Here is a 17,257-nt window from a genome sequence, read left to right on the forward strand (position 1 = left end):
ATTGTTTTGCAAAGCAATTTGGTTTTTGTACATAAAGTTAATGTGCTATTTTAGTTATTTTTTGGTTTTGTGTGGGCAATTTACTTTAAATAATTTATATAGTGAAATAATAAACATACCCGTTTTTGTGTAGTATAATAGCGATGAGGTGATACATTAGGATTCTTTTTTGACTCTCAATGATATCTTATTTATTACCATAAATCTGTATGGACATAATATAGATATCATTGTTTATCTCGTGTCATAACCATAGTATTCTCTTAAATAATTATAACTAATATATGTTTTACGATATTGCATACGATCATTGGGGAGATATTATGTTTAGTAAGAAGTTTATCAAAATTTTAGGTAGTCTATTAATGACTGCCTTTTTATGTATTCTGGTTATGTCTAATGTCTATAATGCTGTTAACGCTAGCGATATGCAGCAAACCATAGATTTTAATCAAAAATTAACTTCCAAGACTCCAGTTTCCACTGGTGATAATGATACTTCCTCTCCCCTCACTTGGAAAGTGACTAATAATTTAGACGCCACCACCACAACAAATGTTCCTGATTTTAGCGTTAATGATCCTAATGATTCAACAAAGTGGTGGTACATAAAAGATAATGTCTTGCACATCAGAAATCATCAATTAAACTACAGTAATGATGCGCTTTCAGGTGTTTTGAATGATCCTAATGCCCCTATTGCAATTATATCTCGTCCGTGGCCTTGGACAAAGTATGCGCAATACATTACCTCAGCAGTGATGGAAGATACTACAACTGCTACTTCAATTCCCGCATTGTTTCAAAATTGTATTAACTTACGTCATGTGACTGGTTTAGATAGATTGATTAGTAGTGATATTACAAGGCTAAATTCTTTATTTGCTGGATGTAAAAGTTTGACTGACGACGATCTTAATGAATCTATCGATTTTTCTAAATGGGATACCAGTAATGTGATTACTGTTGAGTCCATGTTTGAACAGTGTTCTTCTTTAACTACTATTGATTTGAGTGATTTAAATTTATCTAAGGTAACATCTACCTCAAAGATGTTTAGTAAAGACACAAGTTTGCAAAGTGTCACTTTGGCACCTACCATGCTTGCGGTCGCAGGTTGTGGAAGGATGTTCTCTTACGATGATAAACTGCAAAAAATTAATTTTAATGATTTCAATATGCCTCCTGACAGGAGTGCTAGACAAACAGATTCACCATTAACCGGTTGTAGTAGTCTCTGGCAGTTTTCTGTGGGACCTAATGCTAAAATTAATATCAATGTTGTTGATGTACCGGGAATTTCCGGAGGACAATCTTACTACACTAATCTCTTTCCTACTAGGGATCGTTCAGCAGCTCCTTACGAATTAGCTGCTGAAGACGGTGGTGCTTGGAATTGGAAGGAAATGGGAGGCAAAGTTGGTATTCCTGAAACCGATCCTACTAAGGCTAATGGGGTAGCTACTCTGTCACCAATGCTACTTATCGATGATATTAACTCTCACAATAGTAATAGTGTCAATTCTATAACAGGGTTGCCTATTTGGACATATGTTTGGGAGCCACAGTGGTGGACAATTGATGATCAAGGAACTTTACACATTGCTCACCATCAGTTGTCTGACACTGATCATCAAACTTTCTATTGGCCTTGGAATTCAGAATCTTCGGCTAATATTGGTGCAGTACAACGAGTAGTTATCGATGATGATGTAACGGTTAAAGGTAGTAGTCTGAATGGTTTTTTTCAAAGCATGTACAATCTAACTGAAATTAAGGGCTTACAGCATTTGTTTAATTCTAATATTTCTTCGGCTGAATCTTTGTTTGCTGGATGTAAAAGCTTACAGACCCTTGATTTGACTGGATTAAATTCTAATGGTGGTGCATACACAACTAGTATGCTTTCAGGTTGCACAAGTTTATGGCACTTGCATGTTAATGGTAAATTTAATGCGAAGGATGCAGGTTTACCTAGTCATACAGCTAATCAAGTTTTTTATGATAGTGATCACCCTAAGTATCTATTGAAAGCTGCTAGTGCTAATTGGCGCGAAGTTAAACCTAGTGATAATCCTAATGAACCAGCAGGAGACAAATTTTCACAGGACGATGTGTATAAAGCCATGGCAGACGGGAAAGATCATGATTTCGTCTGGGATCAAAATCCAGGTTTATTAACCATGAGTGCGCCTACTAAGTTTAATTTTGGTAGCCACTTTTTACTGACAAGTAACTCTTCACAATTGCATCCATTGGGTACTGGTTCTGGCGATCTAAAAATTGTAGACACGCGCTATGATCGCTTGGATCGTGATGCTGTTCCTAATGATGTGACCATGACTGCTAGTCATCCTGCAAGTGCTGATTCTTTCGATCTGGCTAATCATTTATTTTTCCGTCAGAGTGAAGATAGTCCTTGGCAGTCACTTGAAAAACCGATAGGTTTAACTGATGTTGATTTAAACAAAACAGTTGCTGCCGACCAAGTTAGTTATAGTAAGACAGATCTAGCTAGTTTATTTCAGCTACAATTTCTACCAAATAAATATCCTAAATGGGGTACCTATAAAACAGCAATTACCTATACTTGGAACAATACCCCCCACTAATATTGCAGTTATGTAACAAATTATTTACGGATCCCCAAAGAATATGATTATTCCTTGCAAACGAACTCAAATGCGTTAAAATAACTATGTTGGTAATAATATCGATTAGTTGACGGTAACTATGATGTATCTGTTCAGTACTTGACGACTATCAACGATTCATTCATTGTGCTGGGGTTTGGATGCAATTTAAGTTATACTGCGAGTAATCGATGTTAGTTTAATATTATGATAATTTCCAAGGAGGAATACCACACTATGAAAAAATCTTCATTAATGGGTGCTAGCGTTGTGGCTGCTGCTTTATTGGCTGTTGCTCCAGTCGCTGCTCCCGCTGTAAGTGCCGTTTCTGGTACACAAGTAGTTAAAGCTGATAATGCTCCTACAGATGCTCAAAAAGATGCTGCTGTTTCTAAGGCTTTATCCGCTTATAACTTTGCCAATAGTAAAGATGAGAGCGTTTCTGTTTTAAGGCCTAGCTCTGATGGTAGCGTTCCTGCTGAATTGACAGTTGACGGATTTGATAAAGATGGTACTACTTTGGCTGATTTCTTTAATGGAACTTCAGCTAGAAACGCGTTTGCAAAGTACTTCCAAACTGGTGCTTTAGCTGGCAAGGATGATGTAGCTGCTTTGGCTGCCGCTAGTGGTTACAATGTCAAAGTAACTTACAGTGATGGAACTAATAATTTAGGCCAAGATGATTTATCTACAGCTATTAGCAAAATTTCTGCTGACAATAAAGGTAGTCTTAAAGAAACAGTTACTGTAACTGCTAAGAACACTGATGGTAGTGAACGTACGGTTGCTACTTTACCAATGACTCTTAATTTCACTCCTGCAGCTACTCCGGCCCCAGACCCAGCTGCCGAAACAACATCTTTGTATGTGAGTGGTAAAACTGATTTCACTCCCGCAGCCGGTGATAGTGTATATCCTTACCTTTTGAATTCTTCTTTTAAGAATGAAGGCGGCACTATTTATAATCAAAATGCTGATAGTGTAGGTAGCGCTGCATCAGGCAAGATGTATGTTGCTGATGCTTCTGGTAATGCTACTGGTGATGCTTTGACTTCATCTGATAAGTTTGAAGCTGGTAAAACTTACACACAAGATATTAGTATCGCGACTAACGATTTTAACTTGAGTAATAATGATGTTGATCGTAACCCACTTATTTTCGTTAACGGTAAACCTGTCGCAGCAGATGCTACGGGTAATGTTACTTTAAAACGTACTTTCACAGTTCCTAAGGGTGATGGCGTTAATGTTACTCCAGCACCTGCTAAAGAAGAAGCTGTTGATGGCGTTGTTGTAATCAACAGTGACGTTGCTCATGGCAATGCTCAATTATATGATGAAGCTGGCAATCCGATTGTTGACTGGGTCTTACCTGCTGGTACACCTTGGTATACAGGTATGAAACGTACTATCTTGAAAGATGGTCAAGCATACTACCAAGTTTCCACACATGCTTACGTTAAAGCTAGCCAAGTTAAATATATCCCTGAAGCAGATTGGCAAGCACAAACTGCTAAAGCTGATATCACTAACGTTAACGGTGTCTTCACTGTTAAAGTCGATGGTTCCGATATCTTACCTTTAAAGACGGTTGCTTTGAATGATGCACAAAACTCTTTTGTATCATCTGACCGTGTCTTAAATGGTGGCACATCTTGGGCAGTTGACCAAAAGGCTGTTTTAAATGGTGAAACTTACTACCGTGTATCCACTAACTTATGGGTACGTGCTTCCTCAAACGGAATCAGCAACGGTAACTTTGTTGAACGTTAATCTTAATTGATTGTAAAAGACGAGATCTTTGGATCTGGTCTTTTTCTTTTACATAATATTAATATTTTATTTGTGTTACATCTTTTTAATAGCTCTTGTTTCACTTTCTTTTTATCGCTATCATGAATTTATACTTGATTTGCAGGAGGCTTTCCTTTGAAACGTACTATTTTTAATTCGGCTTTGGTTGCTACTTTGTTAGCAACGGCGATTACACCTGCTATAGCTAATAGCACGCAGGCAGCTGACAATAACAATGTTGCCGCTAGCCAAGCTGACACCAATAATAACAACCAACAAATTGATTCGGCTACTGCCCAAGCGGCTAATCAAGCTAGCAACAATCAACCACAATTTTCCACGAAGGACCAACAAGTGGATCCAACGGTTAGTCCAGTAGCACCAACTGCAACACCAGCAGTTTCGACGAAATCAGTAACGACTTCTAACTATGCTTCACCACAAAGTTTCATTCAACAAATTGCGCCTTATGCACAGCAATCGGCTAATAATTATGGTCTTTATCCTTCCGTCATGATGGCACAAGCCATTTTAGAAAGTGGTTGGGGTTCTTCGACTTTATCGCAAGCACCAAATTACAATTTATTTGGTATCAAGGGTTCTTATAACGGTGCTTCTGTATCCATGCCTACATTAGAATGGATCAACGGTGGCTATGTCACGGTTAATGCTAATTTCCGCAAGTATCCGAGCTATTTAGAATCTTTCAATGACAATGGTGACAAGCTGCGCAATGGTATTTCTGGTGCTCCTGATTTTTATAAAGGTACTTGGCGTGAGAATACTAGCAGCTACAAAGATGCCACTGCTTGGTTGCAAGGACGTTACGCAACGGATCCTAGTTATGCTAGCAAGTTAAATAATATCATCCAAACTTACAATTTAACACAATATGATGGTAGTTCTACTACTGGTGGTAGTACAGGTACAGCCACTGAAGGCAGTTATGTAGTCCGGATCACTAATGTTGATCAATATGCGAATATGTATGATGATCAAGGCCAGTTAGTCGATGGTCCTGTCTTATTGAAGAACACTGATTGGAAATCTGACAAATTAGAAATTATCAACGGAGTGCAATATTTCCGTGTTTCTACTCATTTGTGGGTGAAAGCTTTAGATGTTACGCGTATTAAATAATTTAGAAAAGTAATACTTTTGAGTAAGTATTACTTTTTTGCATTTGTGTTACACAATGATTAAAGATATTGTTGTCACAGGCACAGCTTGCTAAAATAAAAGTAACAATATAAGAGAAGGATAAATAGATGTTGAAGTCAAAAAGTAAAGTCTTCACTATTTTGTGGAGTAGTTTATTAGCGCTTTTAGCAGTGCTAGTTTTTCATCAGCGTGTCAATGCGCAATCAGTGAATGATTACATTGAACAAAATAATATTCAACCAACCAATATTCAGCGAGTAGCAGGTACTTTTGATCAGTGGTTCGGCTATCGTAATGGTGTTGGTAAGCCAGAAGGGGTTGTGATCCACGAAACAGCTACGCCTGGTGCTACTGCATGGAATGAAGTAACTTATTTCAATCGTGAATGGCGTAATGCCCAGACTTATGTGCATGCCTTTGCCGATGCTAATAATATTTTGCAAATTCACGATACTGATTACGGTGTTTGGGGTGCAGGATTATGGGCTAACCAGCGCTTTATCCAGATTGAACTTTGTCGCGAAACAACTTGGGATAACTTTGCTCGTTCTGTAAATAATCAAGCTTATTTTGCTGCTTACATGCTCAATAAATACGGTTTGAAGCCATCCTTGGCTGATAATACTGGTAGTGGAACAATTTGGTCACATGATGCTGTTAATAAGTATCATCCATCTGCTGGTATGCACACTGATCCGATTGGTTACTTTAATCAATGGGGTTACAGCATGCAACAGCTGTTTGATTTAATTCAATACCATTACAACAAGTTGCATGGCGATCCAGGCAATCCTGCAGCTGGCAGTGCTGATAATGGTTCTAATGCTGATCAAGGTATTGTGCGTGTTAATAGCAATATTCCGTATACGCAACTATACACTGAACAAGCCGACGGCAGTTTGACACCGATTGATTCTTGGGTGCTATTAAAGAATACAGATTGGTTGACCAACAAAACAATGGATTACAATGGTCATCGTTACTACCGTGTTTCCACGCATGCTTGGGCAATTGATAGTGATGTGCATATTACCAAACCAATTCCTAATCAAAAATAAAATAAAAACGCCTCTTGATTGAGGCGTTTTTTTGTGAGCGTTTGGAGATAACAAAAAAGAGCGAACAATGTTCGCTCTTCTTCGTATTTTCAATAAGCGACCTTACTGAAAAAAGGATTTGACAATACGGTCTGGGGGAACCTTATCGTCAGCTGGGGATTCGTAGTACCAACGTACTACGACAATAGTTATTATATGATACCATCTAAAAAATAGCAAGATATTTATTCGATTTTTCAATAAAAAAAATTGATCTATCTTTTTTAGTTACGCATTTATAAATTATCAATAAATACTAAAAAAAATCGCTTAAATTTACTACCAATTTACCACCTTATATTTAGATTACCATAATTAGATAGCTAATTGCTTCCAGAGATATTATAGTAGTAATAAGAGCTAAATTCGAAGCTGGGAGATAAATATTTTTCATGTTTAAAAAAAATTTCCGTATTTTTAGCGTAATATTAATTAGCTTGCTTTTGTTAGTAGGGTGTCATTCACGTGTGCCTTTCAACCAGCAAATTACTCAAAGTAATAAGGCTTGGTATTTGTACCGGCAAGATAGTCATAAGCATCCACACAATGTTATGCGTCTGCAATTTTATAATGATAAAAGTGTTAGTGTGCAAAATGTTAATCTGTTAGGTGATCAACACGGTTATAATGTTTTGGATAAGGATTTTGCTAATCCGGCTTACCATCTCAATCAAGATGGTAAAGAGATCATTATTGAAACGGCGCATCCACGTATGGATTTAGCAGTTAAAGATGCTTATCAAGCCACCGTAGCAGGTTATAAGATGCAAGGTTTTCATGTGACCTATCAAGGCGCAAATTGGAATCTCGCACAGATTAAAGGGCAAAACAAGAAGCAGGTACACAATTACCAAAAGCAAGCTAAAAAGACGAATTATATTTCTAAAAAGCGTTCTGATCAATTGGGGAAACATCTTATGCAACATTTAGTTAAGATACCAGCGAAAGCATCTAAAAGTGTTGAAATTGCGCAACACAATGTCGCTGGCAATTACAATTATCGAGCAATGCTTGAAAATAAGCGAGTTTATGGTCATTTAATGCTCACCCAAGATGGTCAATTTACGAATACACTTTATATTCATGCTAAGCAAAGCAAAAAAAATCCCACTATCGATAATCCTGTGATTGAGCAACAACAAACAACAAATGGTTATTTACAAAGTGCTTATGGCAAGTTGTATATGAAGCCCTTGAATCAGCTCACGATTAAGTATTTCACGACTAACCAAAATCCTGATAACCCAGCCATTGATCAAATTAACTTGCACACTAATTCCAAGCGTTCTGGGCAAAATATTCGTACTGCCAGCTATCGGCTAGAGCTCAATAATGATAAGTTGTTTTTGTATAATAATACTTTAGCTGCTTGGACAGACGATCAACAAGCTAATTCGACAGGAATTATTTTGTATAGCGATGATAATGCGCAGACTAACTTATCTTTGCCAGAGCAGTACAAGGAACTTTATCAACATTATCAACAGCTCAAAAAACAACCAATCGCCTCTAATAAGGATTTGCGTCAGTTTGTTGGCATCACCGCTCAGCAACATGATGATGCAATTGCTGGTATTGATATTAACTTAAATGGTAAATTTAGTGTGACACAAAAAACAACCGACTTTATCGGTGTGGCGCGTTCGGGTAAGAAGCAAGCAAAAATGCAATATTTGACGATGCTTGAACCAGCGATTATGCAAGAACAAAAAAGTAAGCATACAATTAATACCGCTGTGGGACAATTTTTGGTATTTGGCTATCGTCAGCAACAATTATACTTGTTGCAACAACCCAACACTGATTCGCAGACAGTTACTTGGACTAAATTTAATAATTTGCCTGTTCACTTGCCACTTGCTAACATTACTTTAAATAAATAATTATTCATGGGAGTTACGATGAAAGCATATCAGAATTTTGTTGCTAATAGATCTTTGCGCCGAATGGTGGTACTACTGTTTTGTATTGTCTTGATCTGGTTTATGCGTAGCATTATGAGTACTGTTTTATTGACTTTTATATTCACCTTTTTGTCTATTAGTTTGATTCGTTGGGTGCAAAAATATCTCAAGTGGAGTCCTTTTTGGATAATTACTCCGATTTATTTGATTATTGTAGGTTTAGTTTATTTGGTGGCGACGCATTATATTCCCAGTATCGTGGATTCTACGGTTATATTGGGTAAAAAAGTTTTTCACTTCTATAACAGCAGTCAAGTTCAGCACAACCCTAATATCAGCGTGTTAGTTGATTGGCTCAAAACACTTAAATTAGATGAACAGCTTAAAACGGGGGTAACACAAATAGTTCACTATGTTACAAGTATCGGTGCTATGGGTGTCACTTTGGTTATTTCATTTTTATTAAGCTACTTTTATAGTTTTGAAGCTGATCGGATGAATGCTTTTGGTCGCATGTTCAAAAATGGGCGTTTTAGTTGGTTTTTTGAAGATGTGCAATATTTTGCACAAACCTTTGTGAATACTTTTGGGGTAGTATTAGAAGCGCAATTAATTATTGCTTTTATCAATACGATTCTAACGTCAATTGTTTTGATTGCTTTGAAGATCCCCAGTGTACCAAGTCTAGCTATTATGATTTTTCTGTTATCACTGATCCCGGTGGCTGGTGTTATTGTGTCTTTGGTGCCATTGTCAATTGTGGCTTATACCGTCGGCGGCTTTCGAGTGATGGTCTATATTTGGATTGCCATAGCTTTAATTCATTGTTTAGAAACTTATGTTTTGAATCCAAAGCTAATGTCAAGCCGTACCCATTTGCCGATTTTTGTTACATTTATTATCTTATTAATCTCCGAAAAATTATTGGGGACTTGGGGATTAATTGTTGGTATACCAATTTTTACATTTTTCTTAGATATTATGGGAATTCGTCAAGGAAAAGTAAAAAAATGAATTTTATATGATGTTTAGATGAGCTACTTTGTGCTAAACTAAAGTAGCTAGTATAGGATTGTGAGGGGACTTATATGTCATTATTTAAGCAACAACCTAAAAATCAAGAAGCAACGCAAAATTTTCCAGTACCTGATAATCCAGATTTGAGATCGCAACAAGCTAATGAGTCTGGGGATCAGCAAAATCAACAACAATATTTTCAAGATGTTACGGAATACCCGGTTAATACAGCACCGGCTTCCGGCACAGAAGATAATTTATATAGTTCAAGTAGCAATAGTGATCCAATTGCTATGCCAAATAGTGCGCCAGTACCTAATGAGCAGGCTTTTCCTAATGTGAATGAATGGCAAGCTACGGAGGAACAGTTGAATAATTTGGAGGATCAAGCCGGCAATTTAAAGCGTATTCTCAAGGATCAATTACTTAATAGTCGAACTTTTTATAATCAAAAATTACAAAGTACGACGGTTGTTAATGATGCTTATTCTGCTGATTTGCAACAAATTCAGCAGATTAATGATTCTTTAAAGCGTTGGTTCGGTACGGATGCTATTTCAGGCAGTATTGCATTTGATTCAGCACGTAAATATTTCATTATGTCCGAGAATTTATTCACGGACACGGATCAGCGCCAAAATAATATGGCGGATTTAAATTATTTTTTAGATGATTATGGTATTTTGCCAACAATGATGACGATCAGTTATGATGAAGATTTGACTGGTAAATGGCAAGATTACATTAATGCTGGAATCGTTAATCCTGAATCGAATTTAATTAACATTTATCAATATTTTCAAAACGAGAACCAAGCCAATACTCCAGCAGCTTTACGCAAAGGAACTATTGAGATTAGTCCACATGCGCGAGTTGAAAATGATGCTGAAAATAATATTGACCGGATTTATGAGGGCAATAGTCTGATTATGCGCGTGGTTAAGGATCTGAATAATCATCCTGCTCAGATTTTTCATTATTTTGATGATATATTGTTAAGCTTAGATCACTTAGATGTGCAAGGTAATAATTTATTGACGCAATTTTTCGATAAAAATGATGCACAGCATATTTTGCGGGAACATTATTATCGTCTTGATGGTAGTTTGGCTGTAATCAAGAGTTTCCAAGATACAGAGCCATATGTGCAAGTTATGAATCAAGCTAACGTGTTGGTGCAAGCTTTTAATACTGAACAAGATTTTATTGCTTGGTGGTTGGTCAATAAGATTTTGGATGAGCAGACAACCATTATTTTACCTATTGATTCGCCAATTTTGCCGATTTTATTGGACTATCCGGATGCAAGTTATCAAGTTATTCCTTATATCACTAATTATCATAAGCAAGAAGCTTTGGTTGATAAATTGCTAGCACGTAACTTGGAAGCTGGTCCCGGTATTTTGGTTAATGATCAGCAAGCACAGCTGAAAATTAGTGAATTGACTCAGGGTCAAGTGAATGTGTCAGTCGTTTCTGATACGAATGCTTAAAGATTTTATTTTTCAGATTTTTGAAGAGTAAAATCTTTTTTATTAGTCAGGTATTTAAAGATAATTGACACGTTTTTCATGAAAACATATAATATTTGTGAGTTTGTAAACCGAAAAGAAGAGGTATTTCAATTATGGCAAAATTAGTATTTATTCGTCATGGCCAAAGTCAATGGAACTTGTCTAACCAATTTACTGGTTGGGAAGATGTTGACTTGAGTGATGAAGGTGTACGCCAAGCCAAGAATGCAGGACAATTATTGAAAGCAGAAGGCATTGAATTTGATCAAGCTTATACTTCTGTTTTAACTCGTGCAATCAAAACTTTGCACTATGCTTTGGAAGAATCTGGTCAATTATGGATCCCAGAAGAGAAGTCTTGGCGCTTAAATGAACGTCATTACGGTGCATTGCAGGGTTTGAATAAAGAAGAAACTGCTGAAAAATATGGTGATGAACAAGTGCATATTTGGCGCCGTTCTTATGATACTTTGCCACCATTACTAGATGCTAGTGATGAAGGTTCTGCTGCAAATGATCGTCGCTATGCTTATTTAGATCCTCGTGCTATTCCTGGTGGGGAAAACTTGAAAGTTACTTTGGAACGGGTTATCCCATTTTGGCAAGACAAAATTGCCCCTAAATTGATCGACAATAAGAATGTCATTGTTGCTGCTCATGGTAATTCCTTACGCGCTTTGACTAAGTATATTGAAGATATCTCTGATGAAGATATTATGGATGTTGAAATGGCAACCGGTGAACCAGTTGTTTATGATTTGGATCAACAATTAAATGTTATTAGTAAAAAGAAATTAAACTAGTTTATAATATTTGCTGAATATAAGATTCGCGATGATTAGGATTTTGTCCTGATTGTTGCTAGTTTTTTTGTGCATAAAAAGAATATGTATTCAAAAGATAGAGGGAAAGCATCAGATCAATTCTAAAAATCAAGAATGCAATATGATAATTTTTTTCAACATGTAAAATAAATCCAATAACTTATGTTATTGAAATTTAGTAAATAGTGTTCAGTAAATTAAGATAAATTAAAAACCATCCTTAAGGATGGTTTTTAATTTGCATATCTGACAAAGACGGATTATTTTGTTGTACCCTCGTTTTTATTAAACTACTTTTACCAACTACCAGTTGCTCCCCCGCCAGAAGATGAACCCCCGCCGAAAGAACCACCACTGTTGTTTTTGTAATCAGATGTGGAGTAGTGATGTGTCAAGATAGCACCGTCATAATCATATAGTGTATCATCATATAAAAAGTGTTTGCGCTTGATTTTACCATCAGGAAATTGGAACTTGAAGCGGCGTAAATTGATTTTTTGCTCAAGTGATTCTGATGTTAACAGCCATGGGAATGTGCTTGTTGTCAGCATAAATAAATCAATTTGTAGCACAACTTCGTAAGGTAATAAATTATCTGGATAGTTGTACACAATTTGTTTCATTTCTGCATACATTTGATCTAAATACCTCTTTGTGTAAGGCAATTCAAAGTTGATATAAAAGGCGATAATTAAGTCAACGATAATTAGAACGACAAAGCAGATGATCGGAAAACGCCATAAATGACGTAATAATTTTTTGTCAGAGTGAATTAAGGTAGTCTTAGAAGGATGCATGAGCGGTGTTAACATATTAACAGTCCTTAAAATACCATCGGAGTAATCATCACCGCGATAATCTTTCTTGACTGTTTTGTCATCGACAATTGTCTGGCAAGTGCCATTATCTAAAATATTTTCTAAACCAGTGCCCACTGTAATCCGCGTTTGATGATCTTCCACGTCAATTACATACAAAACGCCGTTATTAAGATGACGTTGACCAATTCCCAACGTGTTGAAAGCCTTTAAAGCGAATTTATCAATCTTTTCATCTGAGGATAAACTGTCTAGTGTAATGACCATCAATTGCGCGCCGTTAGCATTTTGCTTCAAATCCTGATTAATATCATAAATCTTCTTTCTGGCACTTTTAGGAATAATATCGGCGTTGTCGGATACATAAATATTATTGTGATTGACAGCAATGTCGCCATAGTCACCAATTTCGACATCGTAATTAGCTGCTTTACTATGATAGCCACGATCTTGGTGATATGAATTTTGTTGCAAAACTTGAGGTTTAATTTTGTGATTGCTTTGTAACTGGGCGATTTGAGTTTTTAGAGCTTGACGATAAGGCTGGGTTTGTTGGTGATGAATGATAATTATGCCCACTGTAATTAAAAAAGTAGCTAAAATGATCCAACTAAAACATTTTTGTAAAATACGAATTGTTTTAGTAGCACGTTTATAAAATTTAGCACTTCGAATTTGAATAGTGGGGCGATGATATTTTTGATTGAGTAACTTACGCGGAACCTTGTCTAAAGCAATAATTCGTTTTTTCTCAGTTTGGCGTCGGTTATCGAAATCTTCATTGTATTCTTGCAGATTTTCCTGTTTAGTTTTTATAGGATAATCTTTACCATATTTGGCTTCATCGCGCTGATTTTTGTTTTTGGACTCCATTTATTGGCATTTCCCCTTCTGTTTGTTAATAAAATTTTTACCAACCACCAGTTGCTCCTCCGCCAGAAGATGAACCCCCGCCGTAGCCACCACCACTGTAGCCTCCGCCGAAGCCTCTGCTATGAAAAGGAGCAGTCAAGATAAAGAATATGCAGCCAACGCATCCCATGTTATACCAGTGCTGACTAGCATATACAGATGTCCTGAAATGTTTAGTTATCACTTTTCCGTTGAGATCATATAAAATATCGTCATCTACAAAACCCGCCTCTTTAAAATGGCCATCTGGAAAGCGAAATTGTAGGCGACGTTGATCAGTTCGTTTGGTTATATTAGCAGTAGTTTGCTTTATAATTTGATCGCCTGTAGACAACATAAATAAATCAATTTTGAAGACTGCTTCAATCGGAACTTCTGTGCCATCATTATCTTTTAGACTATCCTGCATCTGTTGGTTCATTTGTCGCATCAATTGGTCACTTTTGGCTAGGTCCCAATCGGTATACCAAATTGTGATGCTGAGTAGTACTAGTGCCAGCAGGATTATTCCAATTGGTATATACCACAATTGTCGCAATTTTTGATGAATGATTTTTATACGACTATCTTGTTGTGGTGTCTTATTTTTCATTTTGGAACTAATTTTATTTACGACATCCATGACACCTGTTGAATAATCATTTTGTTGATAGGCTCTACGTGATTTTTTAGCGTCTAAAATTTTTTGACAAGTACTATCCGTAAGAATCTCGTTATAACCAGTGCCGACAGTAATACGATCTTGGTGATCTTGAACCGCGATTAAATAGAGCACACCGTTGTTCAAGTAGCGCTGCCCGATACCCGGCGTATTAAAAATATCCAGTGCATAATCTTGAATATCGCTAGCTTTATCTGGAACATGATCGACTGTGATGACGACTAATTGAGTCCCGTTAGCTTGTGTTTTCAAGGTTTGATTGAGCTGATAAATCTGCTGTTGTGTTGTTGACGGAAGCACTTGGGCATTATCGGAAACAAAAATATTATCGCGATGAATTGTTAGCGTGGAACCATCAATAAATGCTTTATAAGTACGTGAACCGTGTGAGAAGTGATACGAATTATCCGTGTTTTGAACCTTTTCGGTCACTATTTTTTGCTTATGATGTTGCTGTGTAGTTAATTGGGTGTGTAAATGTTGTTGATAAGGATGTATTTCATGAGCATAAAATAAAAGTATTATTGCCGTAATGCTTAAGATCACAATTAACGGAATTTTGCGCCATTTATAAATTTTGGCTTAGGTTTTTTACGCTTGTAAGCTTTTTTGGTGTACGACTTAATGCGCGGAACTTGATAATGATAATTTTTTGCAGTTCTAATTGTAGAACGCCCCCCCTATATGTTTAATAAAAATAATTTTAGCATAAATTATCCGTCAAACGTTTTTTTGTTGTGGCAGCAGCATGTGTTAGAATGGATTTATATCAAATAGGAATGAATTTGGATGATTGATAGTAAAAAACGTTTTTTAATCGGACAAGACTGGTCGAGTTGGGGCGATATTTCACTACAAAGTGCTACGACTATTTTTAATATTCTGGGTGTTCCGGCGATTAAATTGCCAGTTCATTTGTTGGCGGCCCACCCAGGTTGGGATCCCAAAGCACCTCAGCAAGATTTGTCAGCTTGGATTAAGCAAGTGTTGACGTTTTGGCCTGCAAATAAGTGGGCAGGTGTCTATTTAGGATATTTGGGGACCACCGCAATGGTTGAGCAATGGTGTTTTTATGTTAAAGATTGTCCGCAGTTGGTGATTGTTGATCCGGCGATGGGTGATCATGGTCATTTGTATCGTTCATTGGATGCTGATTATGTGTTAGCGCAGCAAAAATTACTTGCCAATGCTGATGTGATTACGCCTAATGTCACGGAAGCCCAGTTATTATTGCAACATCCGATCACTGATTTAAAGCAAGCTTTGTTAGAATTACAGGAACTCATTAAGGGTTCACAGGCGGTCATCACAAGTGTGATTCAAGGCTCACAAATTGGTTGTGCTTATTTGAGTCATGAACATTTGCAACTGCTGATGCAGCCACGCCAAGAACGTGATTTATTTGGAAGTGGGGATTTATTTACGAGTTTATTAGCAGCCCTTTTGTTTACCGGCATTGACTGGGAAGAGGCTTTAGAACAAGCTACGCAACTGGTGACCAAAGCAGTCCGTCAAACGGTGTCTTGCCAAAAAGATGTCCAAATTAAACCTATTGTGGCAGATCTGATGAACCTGGGAGGTAATCTGGAGTGAAAATTAATCAGCTACGTAAAATTATTTTGACTGGTTTATGCGCGGCAATTATTTTTGTCGGAGTAAGTTTATTTCGCATTCCGATCCCGGCCTTGGTTGGGCGTCCGTTTATCCATTTTGGGAACACTTTTGCCGTACTCACTGTGCTGATCTTAGGTTTTCGCTACGGTGCTGTTGCAGCCATGATCGGCTTGGGTTTGTTTGATTTGTTAAATGGTTATGCAGCTACAGCTTGGCTGACAGTCTTAGAAGCATTGGTATTGGCAGCAGTTGTAGCGGTTGTTTTCAAGGGGGTCAATTATCAACAAAAGCCACGCGTTTTGAAATTATATGCGGTGTCCTTGGCAGCTGGTTTAATTAAATTGTTGACTTCATGGTTAAGTGGAATTGTCGAAAGTATGATGGTTGGCACAAGCTTTTCAGTGGCGGTTATTAGAGCATTTTTGAGTTTGCCAGCAACGTTAATTAATTCGATTGTATTGTTTTTAGTGGTTCCGTTATTGTACGTGGCATTAGCTAAAACGGTTTTGCAAAGGTTGAAAATCTGATGATTGAACAAGCAAATGGTACGCTGCGACGTTTACGGTCTTTTGAAACGATATTTTACTTACTATTTTCTATTGCATTAAACTCTCTGGCCAATGGCTTGACGATTGCTACTAATTTGGGTAGTGCCGTCTGGACAGCTTCGGCGGTTAACTTAAAAGATCAGTTGTCTTGGAGTTTAGGGACCATTTTGTTTGTGTATGCCATTTTGGTGCAATTGGTTAATATACTTATTCGCCGGCGATTTTTAGGTAAGCTTGTTGTTAGTAATTTGCTTTTTGCTTTTTTATTTAGCTATTTAGTGCAATTTTGGCACCAAATATTTTTGCGTTTAGGTGTGACTAATTTGCCACTTGGTTGGCGCTTAGTTTTAGATCTGGTGGGGATTGTCTTGATTGCAACGGGGGTGTCTATTTACCAAAGAGTTAATGTAATGTTGCACCCTAATGATGAATTGAGCTATTTGTTGCGTTTTCGTTTTTTTCATGGCAATGCGACAGTGGGGCAGATTGTGAGTTACGTCACGCCAGTGACAATTATGTTGTATTGTTTGTGGCGAGCTAAAACCTTGTATGCAGTGGGATTAGGAACTGTGTTTGCTATTGTGTGTCAAGGGGGGTTAACAGGTTGGGCTGATAAGCATATTTTCAAGCGTTTGCATCATCGTCGAGTAAAAAGTAGCTAGTTTGATAATTTTATCACAAAAAAGCCAAGTTATTTATGATTAATTTGACTTTTTTTAATTTTTAATTACAATGAGATGTAATTACATAAGAGCTATAA

Annotated in this window: 13 protein-coding genes; 11 read left to right on the top strand and 2 right to left on the bottom strand. The window is 37.0% G+C overall.

Annotation, left to right across the window (positions count from 1 at the left end):
* The first annotated feature begins 323 nt into the window (after positions 1-323).
* The 8 genes from MOO47_RS04975 to MOO47_RS05010 all read left to right on the top strand — a co-directional run bounded on the left by MOO47_RS04975 (position 324) and on the right by MOO47_RS05010 (position 11,923).
* On the top strand, positions 324-2,612 hold the full coding sequence (locus tag MOO47_RS04975; RefSeq protein ID WP_249512369.1) for a BspA family leucine-rich repeat surface protein: 2,289 nt from the start codon (positions 324-326) through the stop codon (positions 2,610-2,612).
* A 258-nt stretch (positions 2,613-2,870) separates the two neighbouring features.
* Positions 2,871-4,406 (top strand): SLAP domain-containing protein, encoded by a 1,536-nt coding sequence (locus MOO47_RS04980; protein ID WP_249512370.1) that lies wholly within the window; start codon positions 2,871-2,873, stop codon positions 4,404-4,406.
* Positions 4,407-4,562: 156 nt separating this feature from the next.
* Positions 4,563-5,567 (top strand): glycoside hydrolase family 73 protein, encoded by a 1,005-nt coding sequence (locus MOO47_RS07695; protein WP_317617083.1) that lies wholly within the window; start codon positions 4,563-4,565, stop codon positions 5,565-5,567.
* A 128-nt stretch (positions 5,568-5,695) separates the two neighbouring features.
* Positions 5,696-6,646 carry a peptidoglycan recognition protein family protein gene (locus MOO47_RS04990; RefSeq protein ID WP_249512371.1) on the top strand — a complete coding sequence of 317 codons (951 nt, stop codon included), beginning with the start codon at positions 5,696-5,698 and terminating at the stop codon, positions 6,644-6,646.
* 431 nt (positions 6,647-7,077) lie between these two features.
* Entirely contained in the window at positions 7,078-8,568 is a 1,491-nt protein-coding gene (locus MOO47_RS04995; RefSeq protein WP_249512372.1) for a hypothetical protein, read from the top strand.
* A gap of 18 nt (positions 8,569-8,586) precedes the next feature.
* The gene (locus MOO47_RS05000) at positions 8,587-9,603 is read left to right on the top strand and encodes an AI-2E family transporter (protein WP_249512373.1); all 1,017 of its coding nucleotides are present in this window, start codon (positions 8,587-8,589) and stop codon (positions 9,601-9,603) included.
* Between the two features lie 74 nt (positions 9,604-9,677).
* Positions 9,678-11,099, top strand: a complete 1,422-nt coding sequence (locus tag MOO47_RS05005) for an RNA-binding protein (RefSeq protein WP_249512374.1) — start codon at positions 9,678-9,680, stop codon at positions 11,097-11,099.
* A gap of 134 nt (positions 11,100-11,233) precedes the next feature.
* Positions 11,234-11,923: a 2,3-diphosphoglycerate-dependent phosphoglycerate mutase gene (locus MOO47_RS05010; protein ID WP_249512375.1), complete on the top strand. Its 690-nt coding sequence runs from the start codon at positions 11,234-11,236 to the stop codon at positions 11,921-11,923.
* A gap of 317 nt (positions 11,924-12,240) precedes the next feature.
* Here MOO47_RS05010 and MOO47_RS05015 read toward each other — a convergent pair whose 3' ends face one another.
* Together MOO47_RS05015 and MOO47_RS05020 are read right to left on the bottom strand one after the other, a co-directional pair.
* Positions 12,241-13,635: a TPM domain-containing protein gene (locus MOO47_RS05015; protein ID WP_249512376.1), complete on the bottom strand. Its 1,395-nt coding sequence runs from the start codon at positions 13,633-13,635 to the stop codon at positions 12,241-12,243.
* A 37-nt stretch (positions 13,636-13,672) separates the two neighbouring features.
* The gene (locus MOO47_RS05020; protein ID WP_249512377.1) at positions 13,673-14,881 is read right to left on the bottom strand and encodes a TPM domain-containing protein; all 1,209 of its coding nucleotides are present in this window, start codon (positions 14,879-14,881) and stop codon (positions 13,673-13,675) included.
* A gap of 243 nt (positions 14,882-15,124) precedes the next feature.
* Between MOO47_RS05020 and MOO47_RS05025 the strand changes: the two genes are divergently transcribed.
* The 3 genes from MOO47_RS05025 to MOO47_RS05035 are packed head-to-tail and all read left to right on the top strand — an operon-like array spanning position 15,125 to position 17,159.
* Positions 15,125-15,928, top strand: coding sequence for a PfkB family carbohydrate kinase (locus tag MOO47_RS05025; RefSeq protein WP_249512378.1), 804 nt, complete (start codon positions 15,125-15,127; stop codon positions 15,926-15,928).
* Complete coding sequence (locus MOO47_RS05030) at positions 15,925-16,476, top strand: ECF transporter S component (protein WP_249512379.1); 552 nt, start codon at positions 15,925-15,927, stop codon at positions 16,474-16,476. The genes MOO47_RS05025 and MOO47_RS05030 overlap by 4 nt, the downstream gene beginning before the upstream one ends.
* On the top strand, positions 16,476-17,159 hold the full coding sequence (locus MOO47_RS05035) for a YczE/YyaS/YitT family protein (protein WP_249512380.1): 684 nt from the start codon (positions 16,476-16,478) through the stop codon (positions 17,157-17,159). Before MOO47_RS05030 ends, MOO47_RS05035 begins: the two co-directional genes overlap by 1 nt.
* Positions 17,160-17,257: the final 98 nt, after the last annotated feature.

The sequence above is a fragment of the Bombilactobacillus thymidiniphilus genome (assembly GCF_023380245.1).
In the GTDB taxonomy this organism is placed as follows: Bacteria; Bacillota; Bacilli; order Lactobacillales; family Lactobacillaceae; genus Bombilactobacillus; species Bombilactobacillus thymidiniphilus.